The following is an 18,365-nucleotide window of genomic DNA, read 5'->3' on the forward strand; positions in this document are numbered from 1 at the left end:
CCGCCTCTGGTGACGCGTGGCACGCGGCCGGCGGTGGGCCGGCGCACCGGAGCCCTCAGGTCAGTTGAGGGTCCATTGCTGGTTGGATCGGCCGTTGCACGGCCAGAGTTCAGCCAGGACGCCGTTGGCCGTGGAAGCGCCGGTGACGTCGAGGCACAGCCCGGACTGGACACCGGTGACGGTGCCGTCCGAGTTCACCTGCCACTGCTGGTTGGTACCGCCGTTGCACGGCCAGGTCACCACCTTGGTACCGGCGGACGTCTGGTTGTTGTACGCGTCCAGGCACATCTGGCTGCTGCCGCTGTAGACGGTCAGCTGGCCCGAGGACGTGTGGGTCCACGTCTGGTTGGCGCCGCCGCTGCAGTCCCAGATCTGCAGTTGTGCACCAGCCGTGGTGGAGGAGTTCGGCACGTCCAGGCACTTGCCCGCGCCCACCGCGTGCAGCGCGCCGGTCCTCGTCCCGTCCCCTGCGGAGTTGCCGTACCCAGCCGCGGTGATGTTGGCCTGGACAGCGTTCTCCGTGGCGTCCGATGGGTAGCCGGAGGTCATCACGCCCTCGTAGAAGGTGCCTTGGGCGCCCTTGCTGTTGTCGCCGCCGGTGCCCAGGATGATGGCGCCCTGCTTGCGCATCGGGTTGTAACCCGAGACGTTGGGGCGCACTCCGTCGTAGAAGGTGGACAGGCCCCCGGACTGCGCGTTGCCGCCACGGATCGCCCAGTGGTTCGGGCCGCCCTTGATGATGGCGGTCGTGTAGCGGTAGTTGATGGCCGGGTCGTTGGCGTTGTAATGCTGGTTCACCCCGGAGAAGAGGCCGTTCTCCAGGTCGGCCATGATCCACGGACCGTTGCCCGGACCGTAGCCCCACACCTTGATGTTGCCGAAGTAGATGGCCTCCATCGTGCCGCTGCCGTCGTCGTTGCTGTCCGTCTCGGCGTTGCCGTAGTCGAAGCAGCAGCCGCCGTTGTAGTGCGTGCCGTCGAAGATCGCGTACATGCCCTCGGCGTTGTCCCCGGTGGCGATGCCGTTCGTGTGGTTGTTCCGGTAGCCCGTGCCGGGCGCCACGAACACGCCGTAGGCCTTGTGACCGCCCACCGTGGTGGGCGCGGCGGTCGCGTTCGCGAGGTTGTCGGGGCCGCCCGCGGCACCGCCGCCGGGTGCCTGGGTGAGGTTGTTGTTGCGGCCGGACTGGTCGTAGATGACAGTGATCAGGCAGGACACCCCCGAGCAGAACGAGTCCTGGGCGGCGGCGTCGGCGTACCCGCCCACGCTCAGGACCCCGATGTCGCGGGTGGAGTTGTCCGAGGCACGCCGGACCTGGTAGAGCGGCCCGTTGTACGAGGCGTACAGCGCGCGCGTGGTGCTGTGCGCCGCCACACAGGGCGTGCCGCCCGCCGCGTAGATGTCGCAGGGCCCGGACGTGGCGGCCCGGGCGGTACCGGCCGTGGCCGTGGCGCCGGCCATAGCGCCGGCGACGAGCGCGGCTGCGGCCGCCGTCCGGGCGAACGTCTTCCACCCGGAAGGGGCCGGGCCCGCCGACGGAGGGAGATGTGTCCGAGGCAACGCGTTCCTGGGCCCGCCCCGGCGGCCTACCGCCGCGAGTAACCGCTCGACGCCTTCGCGCCTGGACAGCAGGCGGCGTCTTGTACGCGTGGTTCCCATCTGGACTCCCTACCGTGCCGGTGCAACCCGGTCGGGTTGCGGTGGTGGTGGTGACACATGCCGAAGCGCCTGAACGTGCCGTTGTGCAGTGGGATTGCCGAGAGATATCGGGGGAGACGGTGTTACCGGTCCCACAGGGCTGTCAAGGGTGGGGAGACCCTTCCTGCGGACCTTGGTGCGGAATCGATTCGACCGCTGATCGCCGCGGTTCGCAAGCTCTTGGGAAGCACGAAAAATTGCGATGGGACGGCTCGCGACTGCGGCCCGACCCAGTGCCGCGACGGCGCTGCGGGCCGCGCGGGTATGGCCGACGGACCTCCCGATGACCCTCCACCACACCGCTGAACAGGCATGTCTTCGAATGGACCCAGATCACGAAGCGCCGCCGCGAACGCCACACGCCGAAGCGGACGTCCCTGAAGGAGTGTTGGCACCGTTTGCGCATCGCGCTACGCGACCGGCCCGCGCAATGTCTGTCGTGAAATCACGTCGAGCGCTTGCGTCGAATCGGTTCGCCCTGACCTCGGAGCGTCGCGAGACGCGAAACGGGACCGCAGTCCCTGTCCGATCAGGACGAAACCGTACTTCCTGCCGCTGTCCGAAACCGTACGCCTTCTCCGTCATCGCTTGACGGGCCGCCAGAGACCTCGACGGTCGCCCCATACGGCGCTCGACCGACAATGGCGGGCCCTGCCTCATCAGCGAGTCCGCGGGCCCTTCGCCCGGCCGGCACCGGACGACCGTCAGACCGGTTCGCGGACGAACGCCGACGCATCCGTCCGCGGATCGCCTTGGAGCTGTAGCCCTTGCCGTCGATGACGTGAGACGGCCTGGTCCGCGGCCGGCCCGGGCCGATGCTGGGTACCCGGATCGCCTCCATCACCATGGTCGACTGCACGCAGTGGTGGCGCTACGGGTGTAGCGCCAGGAGCCCCGAGAGTCAGGCCGTCGTACACCTGGACGCGCTTTGACTGCGGCATGACGGAGTTCCTGCGCAGGGCGCTGAGCGCGGACAGCCGGGCCGAGGCCGTGAACGATTCTGCTCTGTGGGGCGCGGGCTTGCCCCAGGCTGTCAAGTTGCTGGTCTGCCTCATCTGGCGAGCCGGCGGTAGCAGATGAGGGCCCAGGCAATGCTGGTGAAGGCCAGGAAGTGATCCTGAAGTTCCCCACGCGAACTGGACAGCGGGTGTTTACGCTGCCGGGATGAGGTTCTGCCTGAGCAAGGATCTCGTTTCGAGCGGGGTGGCGTACCCGTAATCGGGGTGCCGACGGGGCCGGCTGCGGTTGTACTCGACCTCGACGTAGCGGAAAACGTCGGCCCGAACGGTCGCGCGGGTCTCCCACATGGTCGTCCCGATCTCCGCTCTCAGGATGGCGAACCAGCTTTCCGCCGCAGCATTATCGTAACAAGAGCCGACGCGCCCCATCGAGTGCCTCTGCGCAACTTGCGTATTTCGCGGCGGAATTCGTCACCGGTGCACTCAGGTGCCGCAGGTGGCAGTGCAGCAACAGGACCTGAACCAGGGCCTTGGTGCCTTCCCCCTGCAACCCTCGCCCGGGGCCAACGCCCACTACAGGCGCCGGCGCGAGCACGGAGACCGGCACGACGCCGCTCAGCGCCACCTACTCAACCGCTTCCTCGGACAACTCCATCACAGTCCGAGACTCGACGGCACTTCGACGAACAACCCGCCCCCGCACCGCTGGCTCTGTCTCCGGAAGCAACAGTCACCCAAAGACAATCTTGGCTGCCGTCGGCCCCGCAGCTCACCCGCCTGCCGTGTCTGCCCCTGTTGCCCTGCTCAGCAGGGCGGCAAGACGCACGGCGGTCTTCTCTCCGGCTCGCTGCCTGACCAGGCCCTCTTTGGCTGCGGCACGCAACCAGACCTCCGAGCTGTCCTCATCGGCCTTCAGCACCCGAGCTGTCACCACCACAGGATTCAGACCACCAGCACCACCGCCGGCAACAACACGGATTGTCTCCTCATTCTCGTCAGAGCCAACTGGCCCGGTTTCGAGTGCTCGACCCGCCCTCCCGAGCACAACGGAGACGCGCTTCACCACATCATCGAACGGCAGGGGGACAAGCAGGTCAATCTCATGGACGTTCTTCCTCATCAGCTTTGCCACAATCCGAACCAAACCACCGCTTCCCACACTCACCGCGCCAAGAGCGACGCGCTCTTCAGCCAAAATCTGGTCCTCGCTCTGCTCCACGCGCCCCACCCTCGTTACTGGGTCGCCCTATCGGGCCACCACATGCTGTGCCGCTCGGCAGACCATGGTGACGCATGCCGCTCAAAGAGTCGCCTCCATGCTCCTCACTCCGATGAGAGAAGGCGACTTGACCTCTTAGTCCCCTGAGATGTCTAGTGCAGCCCCTGCCGTCACACCGCCGGCGCCGTCGGCGGAACCGGGCCGATGACCGGACCGGCGCGCGCGGCCCCGCCGACGCGCGAGCAGGACCCCCGACCGCCCGGTTCCCCACAGGGCTCCCCGCGTCCCGCCCTCGCCCGCGTCGAACCGCACATGCCCGACTTCCACCATGGCACAACAGCACGACGAACATGACTGACGGCAGGCGGGCCGGCTCGGTCCCCCGCCGTGAGCGCGTTCTCAAAGCCCTGGACACAATGCGAAGCGACGCCGGCATCACCGTTCCGCTCTCGCACGCGCCGCGCGAGTAGACCGCACTTTCCTCTACAGACATCGCGACCTCCTCCAACGCATCCACGCGGCCGCGGCCGCCTCTCCACAGGAAGGACGGAACGCAGCTGTCAGCCGCGCCTCCCCGCAGGCCGACCTGGCCAACGCGCTGGAACGGAACAAACGCCTTGCCACGCGAGTCCGGCAGTTGGAGAAGCGCCTCTCTCGGGCCCTCGGCGAGGCTGCCCGGACCGAGTGATGCCTGTCCCGTGGCACCCGATCGGATTCAGGACGCCGAAGTCCTCCACCAAGACCACAGCGCCGACGGCCCAGTACCCGTAATGGCCGAGCAAGGGGGCGAGGTGGGCCGGCGGGCCCGGCAGTGCGGCGCCATACCTGCGCCCGTACGCCGCGCCCCCGAGCCAGCGCGCCGCCCAGCAGGACGGGTCGAGGGTGAGGGCACTCCCGCGCCCGGTGTTCTCGGCGTGTGCGGTGCCCCCATGCGCGAGGGCGACGGCGTGGACGAAGGCGAGTCCCAGGCCGGAGCCCTCGCCGGTGCGGCTGGCCTCGGCGGGCGGGCGGGGGGGCTGGCCGGCGGTCGCGGCAGGCAGGGCCGGCGCGCCCACAGCAGCGGCGGTCACACGGCGGGCGGTCACCGAAACGGACACGAGGTCCCCATTCGGAGCTGACGCCCTTGGATCTGCGCCACGAAGTCGCAGGCCGACGGGGTGCGTGGTGCTTGTCGGCCCGATCGGCCGCACACCCACACCCTGCCCTCCCTCGAACCTGAGCAGTACGGAACACGAAGCATGTAACGAATCATGGATATTTAAGTGAGTCACGCACGTAACACCCACGCATGCGATGAACATGATGATTTGATGGCTTACCACCCGCCGACTCCGCGCCAGCGGCGGCGCGACACCTCACCCCGCCGGGCAGCGGCACCCCAAGCCGAAGGCCCGGTCCGCAAGAGTGCGTAACAGCGGCCGCAGTCCGAACGGGTGAAGCAGTTGAGGGGCGTGGAGGCGGCCAGACATGACGGCGGCCCGCGATGAGTTCGCCCAGCGAGGCCGGCGAGGCGTCAGTTCTGTGCCGTGGGGCGGACGACGATGTCGCCGACGTCGACGTTCGACGGCTGCTCGATCGCGAAGGCGACAGCGCGGGCGATGTCGTCGGGGGAGAGGGAGAAGTCGACCGCCGTGGCCTGCGACTTGACGGTGGGGCTGGTGACCGAGTCGGCGAACTCCGTCGCGACATAGCCGGGCGAGACCATGGTGACTCGCAGCTCGGGCCCGGCTTCCTGGCGCAGTCCCTCGGAGACGGTGCGGACTGCGTTCTTCGTCGCCGCGTAGACAGCCTGGTTCGGCACGATGCGCAGCCCGGCGGTCGAGACGACGTTGACGAACTGCCCCCTGCCCTGCTTGCGGAACACGGGGAGCGCTGCCGCGATCCCGTGCAGCACGCCGCGGAAGTTGACGTCGATCATCTGGTCCCAGTCCTCGACGCGCAGCTCGTCGAACGGCGAGATGGGGCCGATCCCGGCGTTGCTGACAAGGACGTCGAGTGCGCCATAGCGCCCGCAGGCGTGTGCCACCAGGTCCGCGAGGTCTCCGCGGCGACGCACGTCCGTCGTCGCCCAGGCGGCCGTGCCGCCGTCGGCCTCGATGCGGGCGGCGAGCGCTTCCAGCCGGTCGCTCCGACGCCCTCCGAGGACGAGCTTCGCGCCGCGCGACGCGAGGAGCAGCGCGCTCGCCTCGCCGATCCCGCTGCCCGCGCCCGTGATGGCCACCACCTTGCCGTCGATCCCAGTCATGCGTGTCCTCCAGTGCTAGAAGTAAGAGGGCTATCACATCTAAAGTAAGTGGTCTCTTACTTATGGTCAAGGAAGGTGGACCGAGTGACTGACGCCGCAGTTGGGGCAGGGAGTGAGCGCCCTGGCCGGGGGCAGCTCCGCTCGGCCCTGATCAACGAAAGCTTCGTGCTGCTCTCCGAGACGGGGATGGCCGGCTTCTCCGTCGCCGAACTCGCCCGCAGACTCGGGGTGAGCACGGCCGCCCCGTACCGCCACTTCCCCAACCGTGACGCGCTGCTCGCCGTCGTCGCGGCACAGGCCGCCGAGGAGCTCACCCGGTCCATGGAGGCCGCCGCGCAGGCGGCCGGCCCCGACCCGGTCGACCAGCTCGCGGCCACCGCGGGGGCATACGTGCGCCATGTGTCCGACCGCGGCGCCGGCCTCGATGTGATCTTCGCCCGGGAGCTGAGGCCGCTGCGCGACCCCGACTTGGCCCGGGCCGGCCGGGACCTGATGGCGCTGCTGCTCGACCTCGCCCGGCAGGCGGGCCACGCCGACCCTTCCCAAGCACTGCTCCTACTCGAACAGCTCTTCGTCCTGGCCCACGGCTACGTCACCCTGGACACTGAGGAGTTCCTGACCCGCTCCCGCCTCTCCCCCGAGGATGTCGCCACACGCGCTACGCGCGCGGCGACGGCGCTGCTGCGCGGCAACGTGACGTGAGCGTCAGCCGGGAGCTCGGGTGATCACCACGCCGGTTCCCCCCGAACGCCTGCGGAAGAGGCCGACCACACCGTCGACCACCACCGAACGCGAGGAAGGACGCGCGATCGCCATTGCTTCGAATGTCCCGTGCTCGGAGTGGAAGCAGACGTTCGCCGATCCCCGGCTCTGCGCGGCGATCGTGGACCGGGTGACCTTCAACGCGCACATCGTCAAGACCGGCACCGACAGCTTCCGCTTCAAGAAGACCCAAGAGAAGCACGGCAAGTCCTGAAGGGCTGCCTGAGCCCTGCATGACGAGTTGCGCGGGGCTTCAGTCTCGCCGCACCAGCCAGTCGGCGTCCCGCGAGAATGCAGAGTCATCCCCTACAGCCTTCGTACCAGGAGCTGTCTGACAACGCCCGGGTCGTATCGGCAACGCCTGTCCAGGGGCCGTGCGGCAGGTTCTAGGACGCGCCGTCGCCGGCGGTCTCGCCGCGACGCGGCTCGATGCGGTCGACTACTTGCTCGCTCCATGCCCGGATGACCGCCGCCTGCTCGGGAGTAAGTGAGTCGAAGAAGTGCCGGCGGATGTTGTCGGCATGCACGAGGATGGCGCTCTGGGCGGCGCAGCGTCCCTCGGCGGTCAGTCCGATCCCCGCGCGGCGGCCATCGGCCCCGTACTGGGTGCGCTTGACGAAGCCTCGATTTTCCATGCGTGTCAGCTGGTGTGAGACGCGGCTCTTGTCCCAGTCGAGGGACTCGGAGAGTTCGCCGACGCGCATCTCGGGGCCGGTAGCCCTCCACAGCGTCACGAGCACGCTGAACTCGGCTTTCGAGATTCCGCTGTCGCGCTGCAGACCCCGCTCCAGCTCCCTGGCGAGCAGGCGCTGTGCGCGCATCCAGGTGTCCCAGAACTCCCACTCCTCGGGTTCCAGTGATCGCGTCTCCATCATCTCGCTAGGATACCGCGACCAGCAGAGTTGTCACTTCAACTCCCTCCGATCTAGAGTTGACGTATCAACTCTCTGGAAGGGAGACCATGCCACTCCGCATCGCACTCGTCCTCGGAAGCACCCGCCCCGGACGCCGCGGCGACCAGATCGCCGCCTGGGCGCTGGAGGCCGCCCGCGCTCACGGCGGCGCCGACTACGAACTCATCGACCTCGCCGACCACGACCTCGGCAACCTCGACGAGCCCGGCAACCCGAACCTCCAGCAGTACCAGCACGACCACACCCGCACCTGGGGCGCACTCATCGACAGCTTCGACGGCTACGTATTCCTCGTCCCCGAGTACAACCGCTCCTACCCCGGAGCCCTGAAGAACGCCCTGGACTACGTCTACCGGGAGTGGAACGACAAGGCCGCCGGGATCATCAGCTACGGCGGCTGGGTCGCCGGGGCCCGCGCCGCCGAGGCACTGCGGCTCGTCCTCGCCGAACTCCAGGTGGCCGCGGTGCGGGCCCAGCCCACCATCTCGACACACGCCTCGTTCCGCACCGGCACCTTCGTCCCCCAGGAGGGCCTCGACACCGCCGTGGGCGGCATGCTCGACCAGGTGATCGCCTGGTCCGGCGCCCTGCGCGGGGTCCGTGAGGCCAAGACGCAGACGGCCACGGCTGCATGAGGCCCGATTCGTGGCCGATCACGATTCGTGGCCGATCATGCGAGCGGACGTGGAGAGCTGACGGGCGCCGCAACGCATCCGCCTGACCATCACCATCAACGCCGACCCGCCCTGAGACCCGAGGCCGACCCCTGTACGGGGCGCCGGCCTCGGCCCGGTCAGGCACGAGCCGTTCTACGCCGGTCGCGCGCGCCCATGCTCCCCCGCCTCGTCGCTCCCTCCCCACGGCCGGGGAACCCACTCGTTCGGGGTGGGGCCAAAACGACTTGCCGGAGCGAGGTTGACGCACCGCACCCCACGCGACCCGCCGGGGGCCAACGAGTGGGACCAACTTCAGTGCCGGAGTGGGGCTGGCCGCCTCCTGTACCGCAGCGGCTGAACCCGCGAGCCATGCGGACATCACTCATGCCCGTAGGTCAGGGCTGATCGGGCTCCTGACCGACGCCCCCCGGTGGAGATCCCTGCGGGCGCCGGCTACCAGAGTCTGAGTGCCCAGACCCGTGGACACGTGTTTCCCCATCACGCCGCAAGTTCAAGAAGAATGCCCCGGACTGGTACGAGGAGATCCATGAGCAGCGGCACAATGCCCACTCTTCGCGCCGGGGCAATCGATGAACGTGCGTGAACGCCGCGCCGGTTCACGCCCCTCGACGTGCCAACGCCAACCCTGCGCGAGCTCCCTAGTTCAGGTCATCCATGACGCGCCACCAGGCCCGACGGGCGGCCTCCTCGCGCCTGCTCGCGGCGGGCGAGTTCGTCCTGCGGGCAGTGGATATCGATGAAAAGGACGCCCTCAGGTCGCAGCACCGTTAGACAGTCGAGCAGTCGCCGTGGCTCGCTCAGCACATGGTCGACCACGATGTCATCGCCCGCCTCGGCCATGGTTGCGGTCCAGCGCTGGAAGTCCATCCGGGTGCGCCGAAGCGCGGCGTCGACCTCCTCCGCTCCGAGCCCGCGCTTTCTGCGCATCGCGTTGAAGGCATCGACCGCCAGATGGAAGAAGACGCCGCCGTCCAGGATGTCCAGAAGAAGCTCCCACGCCACGCTCGACTCGCCCGAGCTGGACGCGCCGTTGAGGAAGGTGAGCCGACCAGGTGTCATATCCGGATGCTCACATGACGCTGCCCCGGACCGCGTTCAGGGGATCTGAAGCGGATCTCGGCGGTTGGCAGGGCTCAAGGCATGCCCTGGCCAACGTCAACTACCGGCAAGGATGCCGCGGTCTCGAAAACTCCAATCCGCTGTGACGTCGGTCCGGCGATAGTGGGGACGTCATTGAGCCGTTCCAGCAAACCGCGACCAACCCCCGCCAGCCCCGGCCGAGTTGGTCCACCACTCCGCCAACTGAGATCCCCGACGGACCCGGAACGGCTCAGCCCGGGCACGTCCACGGGGGCCGGTACCTGGCCGGCCCGCGAACGGGCGATGGCACTCCTGCCCGCTCAGTTCTCCTTCGAGCGGGCGTAGTGACGGGAAACCTTGGCCCGGTTGCCACAGGAGGCCATCGAGCACCAGCGGCGGGTGCCATTGCGCGACGTGTCGAAGAAGTGCAGCACGCACGACTCGTGGGCGCAGGCCCGGATCCGGTCCGGTGCCGCGCTGAGCAGGCGCAGGTAGTCGCGGGCGGCGAGCCATGCCGGGCCCCAGGAAGGGTCGTCGAACTCGGTCACCTCACCAGGCCCTTCGGCAGTGAGGGTGGCACGGATGCGGCCGTGGCCGAGCACGGCGTCGACGGGCGCCGCACCCATGGCGGGGGGCCCGTCCACGGCTGTCGCCAGAGCGTCTCTGGCCTGACGGGTGTGACGGAGGGTCGACGCGTCGGCTGTGAACCGGTCGTCGAGTCCGGCCGCAGCCAGCCACACGGCGAAGCCGTCGATCCCGCTGAGCAGATCCTGCGTCGCCCCGTCCCGGAGCCAGCGTGTGTTGAGCAGGTCGAGGGCCAGCGGCTCGCCGGTAAGAGGGCGTGGATCGGCGGACATGGGCGACTCCTTCGCTACTAACCATTCAAGTGTACGTGACCGGTTGACCTCACCGAAACTAACCTTTAAATTTGATTCCAGTAGTTAGTTTGCCCTCGAAGGAGTCTCCATGCCGGCCACGACCCTGAACACCGGCCACATCGGCCTGAACGTCACCGACCTCGACCGCTCGCTCGCCTTCTACCGGGACATCCTCGGTTTCGCCCTGCTCACCCAGGGTTCTCAGGACGAGCGGCGGTACGCGTTCCTGGGCAACGATGATGGGGGCGCCCCGGTCCTCACCCTCTGGCAGCAGGCGGAGCAGCCGTACGAGGGCCTGCGAGCCGGTCTGCACCACCTCGCGTTCACCGCCGACTCCGTCGAGCAGATCCAGGAGTACGAGGCGGTACTGCGCGAGCACGGCGTCCACTTCGCCCACGACGGCGTGGTGGCCCACAGGGAGGGCGCCGAATCCGGCGGCATCTTCTTCCACCACCCGGACGGCACTCGCCTGGAGATCTCCACCGGCCACGGCGCCAAGGGCGCTCCCGCCCCGCACGGGTCCTCCCCCACCTGCGGGTTCTTCTAGAACTTCCCCTCGGATCCCACCGGCACCGCGGAGCCCGACGTCCTCGTCTGCGCCATTGCCGTCACCGCCGACGCCCGAACCGAAGAAGGGTCTTGATCATGAGCATGTACCACGCGGGCTCGCGCGCACTGCAGGAGCAGTCAGGTCTGCGGGAGGCCGCCGACCACGTGGGCCGCGCGGTTGGCGAGGGCGTCAAGCCGGTGGCTGCGGCCTTCCTGGAGCAGCAGCCGCTGCTGGTCATCGGCGCGGCCGACCCGGCGACGGGCCAGGTGTGGGCGTCACCGCTGAGCGGACAGCCCGGCTTCGTGCGCGCCACCGGCCCCCGGCAGGTCTCCATCGCCGGGGGCCCGCTGCCGGGCGACCCGCTCGCGGCCGCCCTCGCCCACCCGGACACGGCGGTCGCGACCCTCGCCCTGGATCCCCGCACCCGCCGCCGGATGCGCCTCAACGGCAGATCCCGCCCCACCGGCCCGGGCCTTGCGATCGCGGCGGAGAGGGTGTTCGCCAACTGCCCCAAGTACATCCAGCGGCGTGCGGAGTACCGGTGGGACCCGGCCCGCCGGCCCGGACCGCCCCGTCACGGCGGGGAACTCACCGCCCGGCAAGCCGCGTTCGTCGCAGTCTCGGACACCTTCTTCCTCGCCACGATCGGTCCCTCCGGTGCCGAGGCCAGCCACCGCGGGGGCAACCCCGGCTTCGTAAGGCCCACTTCACCCACCGAGCTGACCTGGCCCGACTACCCGGGCAACGCCATGTTCCTCAGCCTCGGCAACCTCGCCCTGAACCCGAGGGCGGGACTGCTCTTCCTCGACTGGACGGACGGCACGACCCTGCAGCTGACCGGCCGCACCCGGATCGACCCCGCTGCCGACGGCACTCGCAGGGTCCGCTTCACCGTGGAGCACACGCTCGAGACCTCCGGCGCCGTGCCGCTGCGCTGGGCCGAGCCGGAATTCTCACCTGCCAATCCCGCCTCGACGGATTGATGTCCGCGCGTTCGACAGGTGGATGGCGGCGCTGTTCTCCGCCCAGATCCACCGACCCCTCGTTTCCCGCCCGTCCGCAGCCGCGCCATTCACCTCGACCCAATCGAACGGAACGGTCTGTTCGATGAGGGAAGTCCCAGGCGCGATACCCGCTTCAGCGGCGTACCCCTGCTGTGCCAGCCCTCCCGCGGGGAGGTCGGGAGGCGCAGCAGGCCGGGCTCATACGCGCCGCGTCCGTGGAACGGTTCAGGCGTGTGCTGTCCTTCCACAGCAGGGCCGGGGAGGCCCGGGCGATGGCGGCCGCCGTGCCGGTGACGGTGGGCCGGCTCGCTGAGGACGACCCCGAGACCTTCCCGCCGCGGACCAGGTGCGGTCGGCGTGGCGGCACGGCGAGCACGCCCCCGCGCACCGTCGCCAGGTGCTGAATGAATTCGCGTCAGACTTCCTCGGGGGAACGGCTTCGAAGGCCGGGATGTGCGCGCTGAATTGCGGGTGCTCCCCTCGGTGAGGGTGGTGGGGGGGAAGGCGTCGACACCGCCGAATGCGATGCGGCGCTGTTCACGGACGCGCGCGGGTCGATGGCGACATTGTGCAGATGGTCGGGCGTGCGTTGCGGATGCGTCCGGGAGCCGGGGAACTCGCCACACTGATCGTTCCGGTGTCCTGGGTGAGGACGCGAACGAACTCCTCACCTCGAATGCGTACGGCAGCCTCAGCAAGATCCTCGGCGCGCTCCGGGCCCACGACTCGGACACCATCGAGGCACTCGCCGCCCCCGGGTCCGCAACGCCCGCCCGGCCGCCGAGGACGGAAAGCTGGACCAGGAGCACGACGGCGAGGACGACGGCCGGGAGGACGACGTCGTGCGGGTCGGTGCCGCGACCGCCGGGGTGCTCAGGTTCAGCACGGAACGCGGCCCCGCCGCCCTCGCCCCGTTCGTCCGGCTGCGGGTCATCGACCCCGAGAAGGTGTTCTGGCGGCGCGGCATCGAGGTCGCCACCCGGTGGCTGCCCGAGACCGCACCGAGCTGCGCGCGCCGTACACGTTCGTCTCCCCGGAGGACTGGGGGTCGGCCGACGGGCATCCGCTGGCGGGCGGAGCAGCGGCGGTACTACACGGCCGGGACTCTGGACGCCGCGCGGGTGGAGTAGCTGGATGCGCTGGGGATGGTGTGGTCGGTGCGGGCTCGGAGAACTCGACGCGGAGAGCGAGAACCTGCGCATCACCCGTAAGACCCTCGTTGCCATCCCCCGGCCAGGTGGGCGGTGAGGTCCTTGATGCGGGAGCGGAGTTGTCCAGTCTCTTTGTCTAGTTCGCGCTCGCGGGGCACATCGATAGGTTGCCTATGAACGAGTACTCATGCAAGAGTAGCCGTATGTCATCGATCAGGTTGTTCATCCTCGACACGTTCGCGAGGAACGGCGAGATGCACGGGCACAAGGTGCGCCTCCAGGCCGAGCGGGAGCATCTACACCTGTGGACGGACGTGTCCGTGGGCAGCCTGTACCAGGCGATCAAGCGCCTGCTGGCTGAGGGCTTGCTGGAAGAGGTCAGGACCGAGAAGGAGGGCAATCTGCCCGAGCGTCAGGTGTACGGCATCACCGGCGAAGGGCGGCTGCGTCTCAAGGAACTCCAGTCGGAGAGTCTGCGCCACATCTGGATGAAGCCGGACCCGTTCGACCTGGCCCTCACCCGCCTGGACCCGGAAAAGCTGGACGAGCTCCACACGGTGATCGCATCCCGGCTGGATGAACTCGCCTCCATGCTCTCGGACACCGAGGCGCTGAACGCCAACGCCATCGACGGCGGCTACCTGACGGTGAGCGAGGCACTGGCGGTCAGTCACAGTGCGCGCAGGCTGCGCGCCGAAATCGCCTGGCTCCAGGAGGTGCTGGACGCGGTGCCCGAGATTGTCGCCGATGAACGGACCCGCCAGCCCGACAGTCTCTGAATCACCGGATCCCGCCCTCTCGAATCCGCCCGCGTCGCGGTCGGCGCGACCGTTGCCCAGTAAGGAGCATGTCCCATGTCCGAACTCATCGAACCCTTCACACTGTCCGTGCCGGAAGAACAGCTGACCGACCTGCGTGAGCGGCTCTCCCGCACCCGGTGGCCCGATGCCGAGACCGTCCTGGACACCAGCCAGGGACCCCAGCTGGCGAAGCTCCGTGCCCTGCACGGCTACTGGCTCAACACCTACGACTGGCGGCGGTGCGAGAAGACCCTCAACGGCTTCGGCCAATCTCGCACCATCATCGATGGCCTGGGCATTCACTTCCTCCATGTGCGCTCGCCTGAGCCGGACGCCCTCCCGCTGGTCATGACCCACGGATGGCCCAGCTCCGTCCTCGATTTCCACAAGGTCATCGGCCCACTGACCGATCCCGCAGCCCACGGCGGTGACCCGCGGGACGCCTTCCATCTCGTGGTGCCGTCGCTGCCGGGATTCGGGTTCTCCGACCGGCCTACGGAACCCGGCTGGGGATTTCCCCGGATCGCCGATGTCTGGATCACGTTGATGGGCCGGCTCGGCTACCGGCGATGGGGCGCCCAGGGTGGCGACCTCGGATGCGCGGTCACCGACGAGATCGGCCGCAAGGCCCCCGCCGGATGCGTGGGGCTGCACCTCAACTTCGCCATGTTCCCGCCGACGCCCGACGAGATCCGGGACGCCACCGAGCATGAGCAGGCAATGCTCGACAGCGCCGCCTACTTCTGGGAGCACCTCTCAGGCTACGCCAAGGAGCAGGCAACCCGCCCTCAGACCATTGGCTACTCCCTCGCGGAGTCCCCCATCGGCCTGGCTGCCTGGATCTACGCGATGTTCCAGGACACCTGCGGCACGCCGGGAGACGCAGAAGCATCATTCACCCTGGACGAACTACTCGACGACATCATGCTCTACTGGCTTCCCAACACCGGGACGTCCTCTGCGCGGACCTACTGGGAAATGGCACGGTCGGCACGGCCCTCCGCGCCGAACGCCACCGCACCGATCGCATTGCCCACCGGATTCAGCATGTTCCCGGAGGAGCACGTCCGGAAGTCCCAGCGCTGGGTGGAACGCCGCTACAGCAACGTCGTTCACTTCAACGAGCTTGAGGCGGGCGGCCACTTCGCGGCCCTGGAACAACCGGCACTCTTCGTTGACGAAGTCCGGACCACCTTCCGTTCCTTGCGCTGAGCGCACCGCCGGCATCGGCACCTCCCACCGACAGCTTCCCCCCAAAGGAAGGGCGATACGTCATGACACCCCTGCCCGGCGAACTCCTCAAACTGCTGAACCGGCCCAGCCCCTGCTTCATCGCCACCACCATGCCGGACGGCTCGCCCCAGCTCACCCAGACCTGGGTCGACACCGATGGCGAACACATCCTCATCAACACCGTCGAGGGCTACCGCAAAACCAAAAACGTTCAACGCGACCCTCGTGTGGCCGTCAGCATCGCCGACCCGGATGACACCTCCCGCTACTTCTCCGTACGGGGACGCGTCACCAGCGCCACGGCTGACGGCGCCGCCGAGAGCATCGAACATCTCTCCCAGAAGTACACAGGCCTCCCCTACGCCTCGTACGGCGGCCCGGGCCAGACCCGGCTCCTGCTGACCATCACCGTCGACTCCGTCATCCATTCCCCCATACACTAAGACGCCGAGTTCCGTGACGGGGCGGTACGGATCGTGACGGAGACCGGGACACCGATTCCGGAGGTGACCGAGGATCTGGGCATCCATCCCGGGACGCTGCGCAGCTGGGTCTCGCGGGCACGGCGCAACGGATCGCCCTCGACGGACCGGCCGATGGCGGAGCCGTCTGGTGGCCGGCTGCGGGAGAGTGAGCGGGCGGAGCTGGAGCGGCTGCGGGCCGAGGCCAGGGAGAAGGACAAGCGCATCCGCGAGCTGGAGATGGAGCGCGATGTGTGCAAGCGATTCGTGGCCTTGTGGGTGAAGTAGCTGAGGCGTACGCGGCTGTGGCGGTCAGGGTGATCAGCAGCTGCAAGGCCGAACAGGAGATCCCGTACCGCGTCGCCTGCCGGGCCCTGGGGGTATCGGAGTCGTGGTACTACAAGCGGCACGACCGGCCGCCGACCGAGCGGGAGATGCGCCGACAGCACCTGGCGGAGGAGCTTGAGGAGATCTTCCGCTGGTCCGGGGGCACTTACGGCTCGCCGAAGGTGTTCGTCGAGCTGGTGCGCCGGGGCTGGCGGGTATCGGTGAACACCGTCGCGAAGCTGATGGCCGAGCTCGGGCTGGCCGGACGGAAGGTCCCCCGGGCGCCGGGCACTGACCAGGCCGGGCAAGCGGCCCGCGGCCCCGGACTTCGCCCGCCGGGACTTCACCGCCGAGGAGCCCGACCTCGTCTGGGTGGGTGACATGACCGAGATCGACACCGGCGAGGCCAAGTTCTACCTGGCAACGGTGATCGATCTGTCCTCCCGCCGGCTGCTCGGCTACGCGATGGTTACCCGGCACGACGCCGGGCTGGAGGTGGCCTCACTCAACATGGCCGCGGCCACCCGGGGAGGCGACGTCCGCGGCGTGATCACGCACACCGACAGGGGCAGCGAGGGTGGGTTCAAGAGGGCCTGCCGCAAGCTGGGCATCGTGCAGTCGATGGGCAGAGTCGGAGCTTGTTTCGACAACGCCGTGAGCGAGGCGTTCAACAGCGTGCTCAAGGTCGAGTACGTCCACCGGCATACCTTCAGCATCCGCACCGAGGCCCGCCTCAAGATCGCCATCCGCATCACCGACCTCTGCAACGCCAGGCGGCTACACAGCGTATGCGGGTTCAATAGCCCGATCGACTACGAACGCGAGTACAGGGCCGCCCTCGCCGAGGGACTGGCCGCATAGATCGTCTCCACGCTGCGAGGGGATTGACAGATCGCAACCTCCTCCAGTTTGCGGAGCGAGCGTATTAGCCGCGCTCAGGAAGTCCGCCCTGACGCGGCGGCGGTAAGCCGTGATCAAGCGCCTCTTCGGCTGGTGTCGGAGTACGGCGGTGTTTCATGCGTGGGTCACTCTCCCTGGGGCAACCGCAGCCGGAACCGACTCGATGCGGCACGCTCAGCAGCGGGTCCATTCGCTGTGAGGATCGCTTTCCCGGGCCGTCCGCATCGGGTCTCCGGTCGGTCGGTGAGCACGCGAACGTCCGGCGTGGAGGGCCGCAGCCACGGACAGCGCCCCGACGAAGCCGACGTACAGGTAGCCCGTGGTCTCCAGTCCCCATGAGGGCGCCGCGAGCCCGGCCGCGAGGGACGGAAGACTCAACGCCGCATAGCTGATCACGTAGACGGCCGAGAAGACCTCCGAGCGCGACTTCGCGGTGGTGACCGCGCTGATGGCGCGGAGGCTCCCGTTGAACGTCAGGCCGACGCCCAGCCCTGCGACGACTGATCCGCCCACGTAGATGGCCGACGACGCAACAGCGATGGCCACCACCAGTCCCAACGCGCCCAGAGTCAGGAGAACCGCCCCCAGCAAGGTGGCGAACCGTGCCGTATGCCGAACGGAGCAGAAGCCGCCCACGCTGTTGGCCAGAAACAGCGCCGCAATGGTGAGCCCGCCCGCAGCGCCAAATCGCACATGCAGGACGTTGCTCACCAGGGAGGGAGTGAGCGAAAGGAACAGACCCGTGACGGCCCACCCCGCGACGAGGGCGGGAACCGAGGCGAGGAACGTCGGCCGAGCCTCCCGAGAAACCCGGACTCTCGGTCGCAGCGACGCCAGTCGAAACGCTCGCGGGGCGGGTGTCTCAGGGATCCTGAGGATGACCGCGGCCAGAACGACGAAGGTCAGCGTAAAGACCGGAAAGACATACGCATCGGGTCGTGAGGTCAACTGAACCAGCAACCCCACGACTCCGGCACCGGTGGCCATGCCGATACTCGTGCCCACCGCTGTCATCGTCGGCCCCCACTGCGGACGTCGCTCGGGTGAGAGGTCGACCAGTCCGGCGGCAAGAGCACCCGTGGCCGTCCCCGTGGCGATGCCCTGCACCACCCGGGCGATCAGGAGGGAGACGATGCCGTCGGCCGTCCAGAAGATCGCCGTGCTGGCCGCCGCCACCAGAAGGGCGGCGACCAGCACGGGGCGGCGCCCCAGGTGGTCGCTCAGCGATCCGACCGTCAGCAACGCGCCGAGCAGACCGACGACGTACACCGCGAAGACCACCGTCAGCATCGTGACCGACAGGCCCCAGCGCTCCCGGTACAGCGGGTAGATGGGTGACGGTGCGCTTGCCGTGGCCATCATGACCACATTGGCGCAGACCAGCACGGCGAAGGCCGCGCGTCTCCCGAGACGACGCCCGCCGCGAGAGCGACTCACACGTTTCATCATGTTGCCTTTTATGGCGTCGTGATCAGCTCGGCCAGGGAGCGCCCAGCATGCGCTCGAC

General features: G+C 68.5%; 18 protein-coding genes and 3 pseudogenes. 13 read left to right on the forward strand and 8 right to left on the reverse strand.

Annotated elements, in window-relative coordinates:
• Window positions 1-60: 60 nt before the first annotated feature.
• On the reverse strand, window positions 61-1,461 hold the full coding sequence (locus tag ACZ4O3_RS41390) for an arabinofuranosidase catalytic domain-containing protein (RefSeq protein ID WP_467727524.1): 1,401 nt from the start codon (window positions 1,459-1,461) through the stop codon (window positions 61-63).
• Between the two features lie 1,388 nt (window positions 1,462-2,849).
• On the reverse strand, window positions 2,850-3,086 hold the full coding sequence (locus ACZ4O3_RS41395) for an integrase core domain-containing protein (RefSeq protein WP_467727526.1): 237 nt from the start codon (window positions 3,084-3,086) through the stop codon (window positions 2,850-2,852).
• 115 nt (window positions 3,087-3,201) lie between these two features.
• Between ACZ4O3_RS41395 and ACZ4O3_RS41400 the strand changes: the two are divergent.
• Window positions 3,202-3,365: pseudogene (locus tag ACZ4O3_RS41400) on the forward strand (IS110 family transposase); the annotation flags it as partial.
• Between the two features lie 61 nt (window positions 3,366-3,426).
• On the opposite strand, the gene ACZ4O3_RS41405 reads toward ACZ4O3_RS41400, so the two are convergent.
• Window positions 3,427-3,876, reverse strand: coding sequence for a hypothetical protein (locus ACZ4O3_RS41405; protein WP_467727528.1), 450 nt, complete (start codon window positions 3,874-3,876; stop codon window positions 3,427-3,429).
• Window positions 3,877-5,389: 1,513 nt separating this feature from the next.
• The gene (locus ACZ4O3_RS41410; RefSeq protein ID WP_467727529.1) at window positions 5,390-6,121 is read right to left on the reverse strand and encodes an SDR family oxidoreductase; all 732 of its coding nucleotides are present in this window, start codon (window positions 6,119-6,121) and stop codon (window positions 5,390-5,392) included.
• Between the two features lie 84 nt (window positions 6,122-6,205).
• Here ACZ4O3_RS41410 and ACZ4O3_RS41415 point away from each other — a divergent pair, with 84 nt between their 5' ends.
• Both ACZ4O3_RS41415 and ACZ4O3_RS41420 read left to right on the forward strand, forming a co-directional pair.
• On the forward strand, window positions 6,206-6,823 hold the full coding sequence (locus ACZ4O3_RS41415; RefSeq protein WP_467727531.1) for a TetR/AcrR family transcriptional regulator: 618 nt from the start codon (window positions 6,206-6,208) through the stop codon (window positions 6,821-6,823).
• 19 nt (window positions 6,824-6,842) lie between these two features.
• The gene (locus ACZ4O3_RS41420; RefSeq protein ID WP_467727532.1) at window positions 6,843-7,097 is read left to right on the forward strand and encodes an ATP-binding protein; all 255 of its coding nucleotides are present in this window, start codon (window positions 6,843-6,845) and stop codon (window positions 7,095-7,097) included.
• 172 nt (window positions 7,098-7,269) lie between these two features.
• On the opposite strand, the gene ACZ4O3_RS41425 is transcribed toward ACZ4O3_RS41420, so the two are convergent.
• Window positions 7,270-7,758 carry a MarR family winged helix-turn-helix transcriptional regulator gene (locus ACZ4O3_RS41425; RefSeq protein WP_467727533.1) on the reverse strand — a complete coding sequence of 163 codons (489 nt, stop codon included), beginning with the start codon at window positions 7,756-7,758 and terminating at the stop codon, window positions 7,270-7,272.
• A gap of 86 nt (window positions 7,759-7,844) precedes the next feature.
• Here ACZ4O3_RS41425 and ACZ4O3_RS41430 point away from each other — a divergent pair, with 86 nt between their 5' ends.
• Entirely contained in the window at window positions 7,845-8,432 is a 588-nt protein-coding gene (locus ACZ4O3_RS41430; RefSeq protein WP_467727535.1) for an NADPH-dependent FMN reductase, read from the forward strand.
• Between the two features lie 702 nt (window positions 8,433-9,134).
• Here the strand turns inward: ACZ4O3_RS41430 and ACZ4O3_RS41435 are convergent.
• Together ACZ4O3_RS41435 and ACZ4O3_RS41440 are read right to left on the reverse strand one after the other, a co-directional pair.
• Window positions 9,135-9,533 (reverse strand): annotated as a pseudogene (locus ACZ4O3_RS41435) (phosphotransferase-like protein); the annotation flags it as partial.
• Between the two features lie 341 nt (window positions 9,534-9,874).
• Window positions 9,875-10,411, reverse strand: coding sequence for a CGNR zinc finger domain-containing protein (locus tag ACZ4O3_RS41440; protein WP_467727537.1), 537 nt, complete (start codon window positions 10,409-10,411; stop codon window positions 9,875-9,877).
• A gap of 109 nt (window positions 10,412-10,520) precedes the next feature.
• On the opposite strand from ACZ4O3_RS41440, the gene ACZ4O3_RS41445 reads away from it, so the two are divergent.
• The 9 genes and pseudogenes from ACZ4O3_RS41445 (at window position 10,521) to ACZ4O3_RS41485 (ending at window position 16,819) form a co-directional block, all read left to right on the forward strand.
• Window positions 10,521-10,979 (forward strand): VOC family protein, encoded by a 459-nt coding sequence (locus ACZ4O3_RS41445; protein WP_467727538.1) that lies wholly within the window; start codon window positions 10,521-10,523, stop codon window positions 10,977-10,979.
• A 98-nt stretch (window positions 10,980-11,077) separates the two neighbouring features.
• Window positions 11,078-11,965, forward strand: coding sequence for a pyridoxamine 5'-phosphate oxidase family protein (locus ACZ4O3_RS41450; protein WP_467727540.1), 888 nt, complete (start codon window positions 11,078-11,080; stop codon window positions 11,963-11,965).
• Between the two features lie 863 nt (window positions 11,966-12,828).
• The gene (locus ACZ4O3_RS41455; RefSeq protein WP_467727541.1) at window positions 12,829-13,116 is read left to right on the forward strand and encodes a hypothetical protein; all 288 of its coding nucleotides are present in this window, start codon (window positions 12,829-12,831) and stop codon (window positions 13,114-13,116) included.
• Window positions 13,117-13,340: 224 nt separating this feature from the next.
• Window positions 13,341-13,916, forward strand: coding sequence for a PadR family transcriptional regulator (locus tag ACZ4O3_RS41460; RefSeq protein WP_467727543.1), 576 nt, complete (start codon window positions 13,341-13,343; stop codon window positions 13,914-13,916).
• A 75-nt stretch (window positions 13,917-13,991) separates the two neighbouring features.
• Window positions 13,992-15,149: an epoxide hydrolase family protein gene (locus ACZ4O3_RS41465; RefSeq protein WP_467727544.1), complete on the forward strand. Its 1,158-nt coding sequence runs from the start codon at window positions 13,992-13,994 to the stop codon at window positions 15,147-15,149.
• Between the two features lie 62 nt (window positions 15,150-15,211).
• On the forward strand, window positions 15,212-15,613 hold the full coding sequence (locus tag ACZ4O3_RS41470) for a PPOX class F420-dependent oxidoreductase (RefSeq protein WP_467727546.1): 402 nt from the start codon (window positions 15,212-15,214) through the stop codon (window positions 15,611-15,613).
• Window positions 15,614-15,628: 15 nt separating this feature from the next.
• Window positions 15,629-15,919, forward strand: a pseudogene (locus ACZ4O3_RS41475) (transposase); the annotation flags it as partial.
• The gene (locus tag ACZ4O3_RS41480) at window positions 15,907-16,338 is read left to right on the forward strand and encodes an IS3 family transposase (RefSeq protein ID WP_467727548.1); all 432 of its coding nucleotides are present in this window, start codon (window positions 15,907-15,909) and stop codon (window positions 16,336-16,338) included. The pseudogene ACZ4O3_RS41475 and the gene ACZ4O3_RS41480, both read left to right, overlap by 13 nt.
• Window position 16,339: 1 nt before the next feature.
• Window positions 16,340-16,819, forward strand: a complete 480-nt coding sequence (locus ACZ4O3_RS41485; RefSeq protein WP_467727550.1) for a transposase — start codon at window positions 16,340-16,342, stop codon at window positions 16,817-16,819.
• A gap of 213 nt (window positions 16,820-17,032) precedes the next feature.
• Here ACZ4O3_RS41485 and ACZ4O3_RS41490 read toward each other — a convergent pair.
• A partial coding sequence (locus ACZ4O3_RS41490) for an MFS transporter (protein WP_467727551.1) occupies window positions 17,033-18,365 on the reverse strand: 1,333 nt, incomplete at its 5' end.

The sequence above is a fragment of the Streptomyces sp. NPDC026515 genome, from assembly GCF_055567595.1.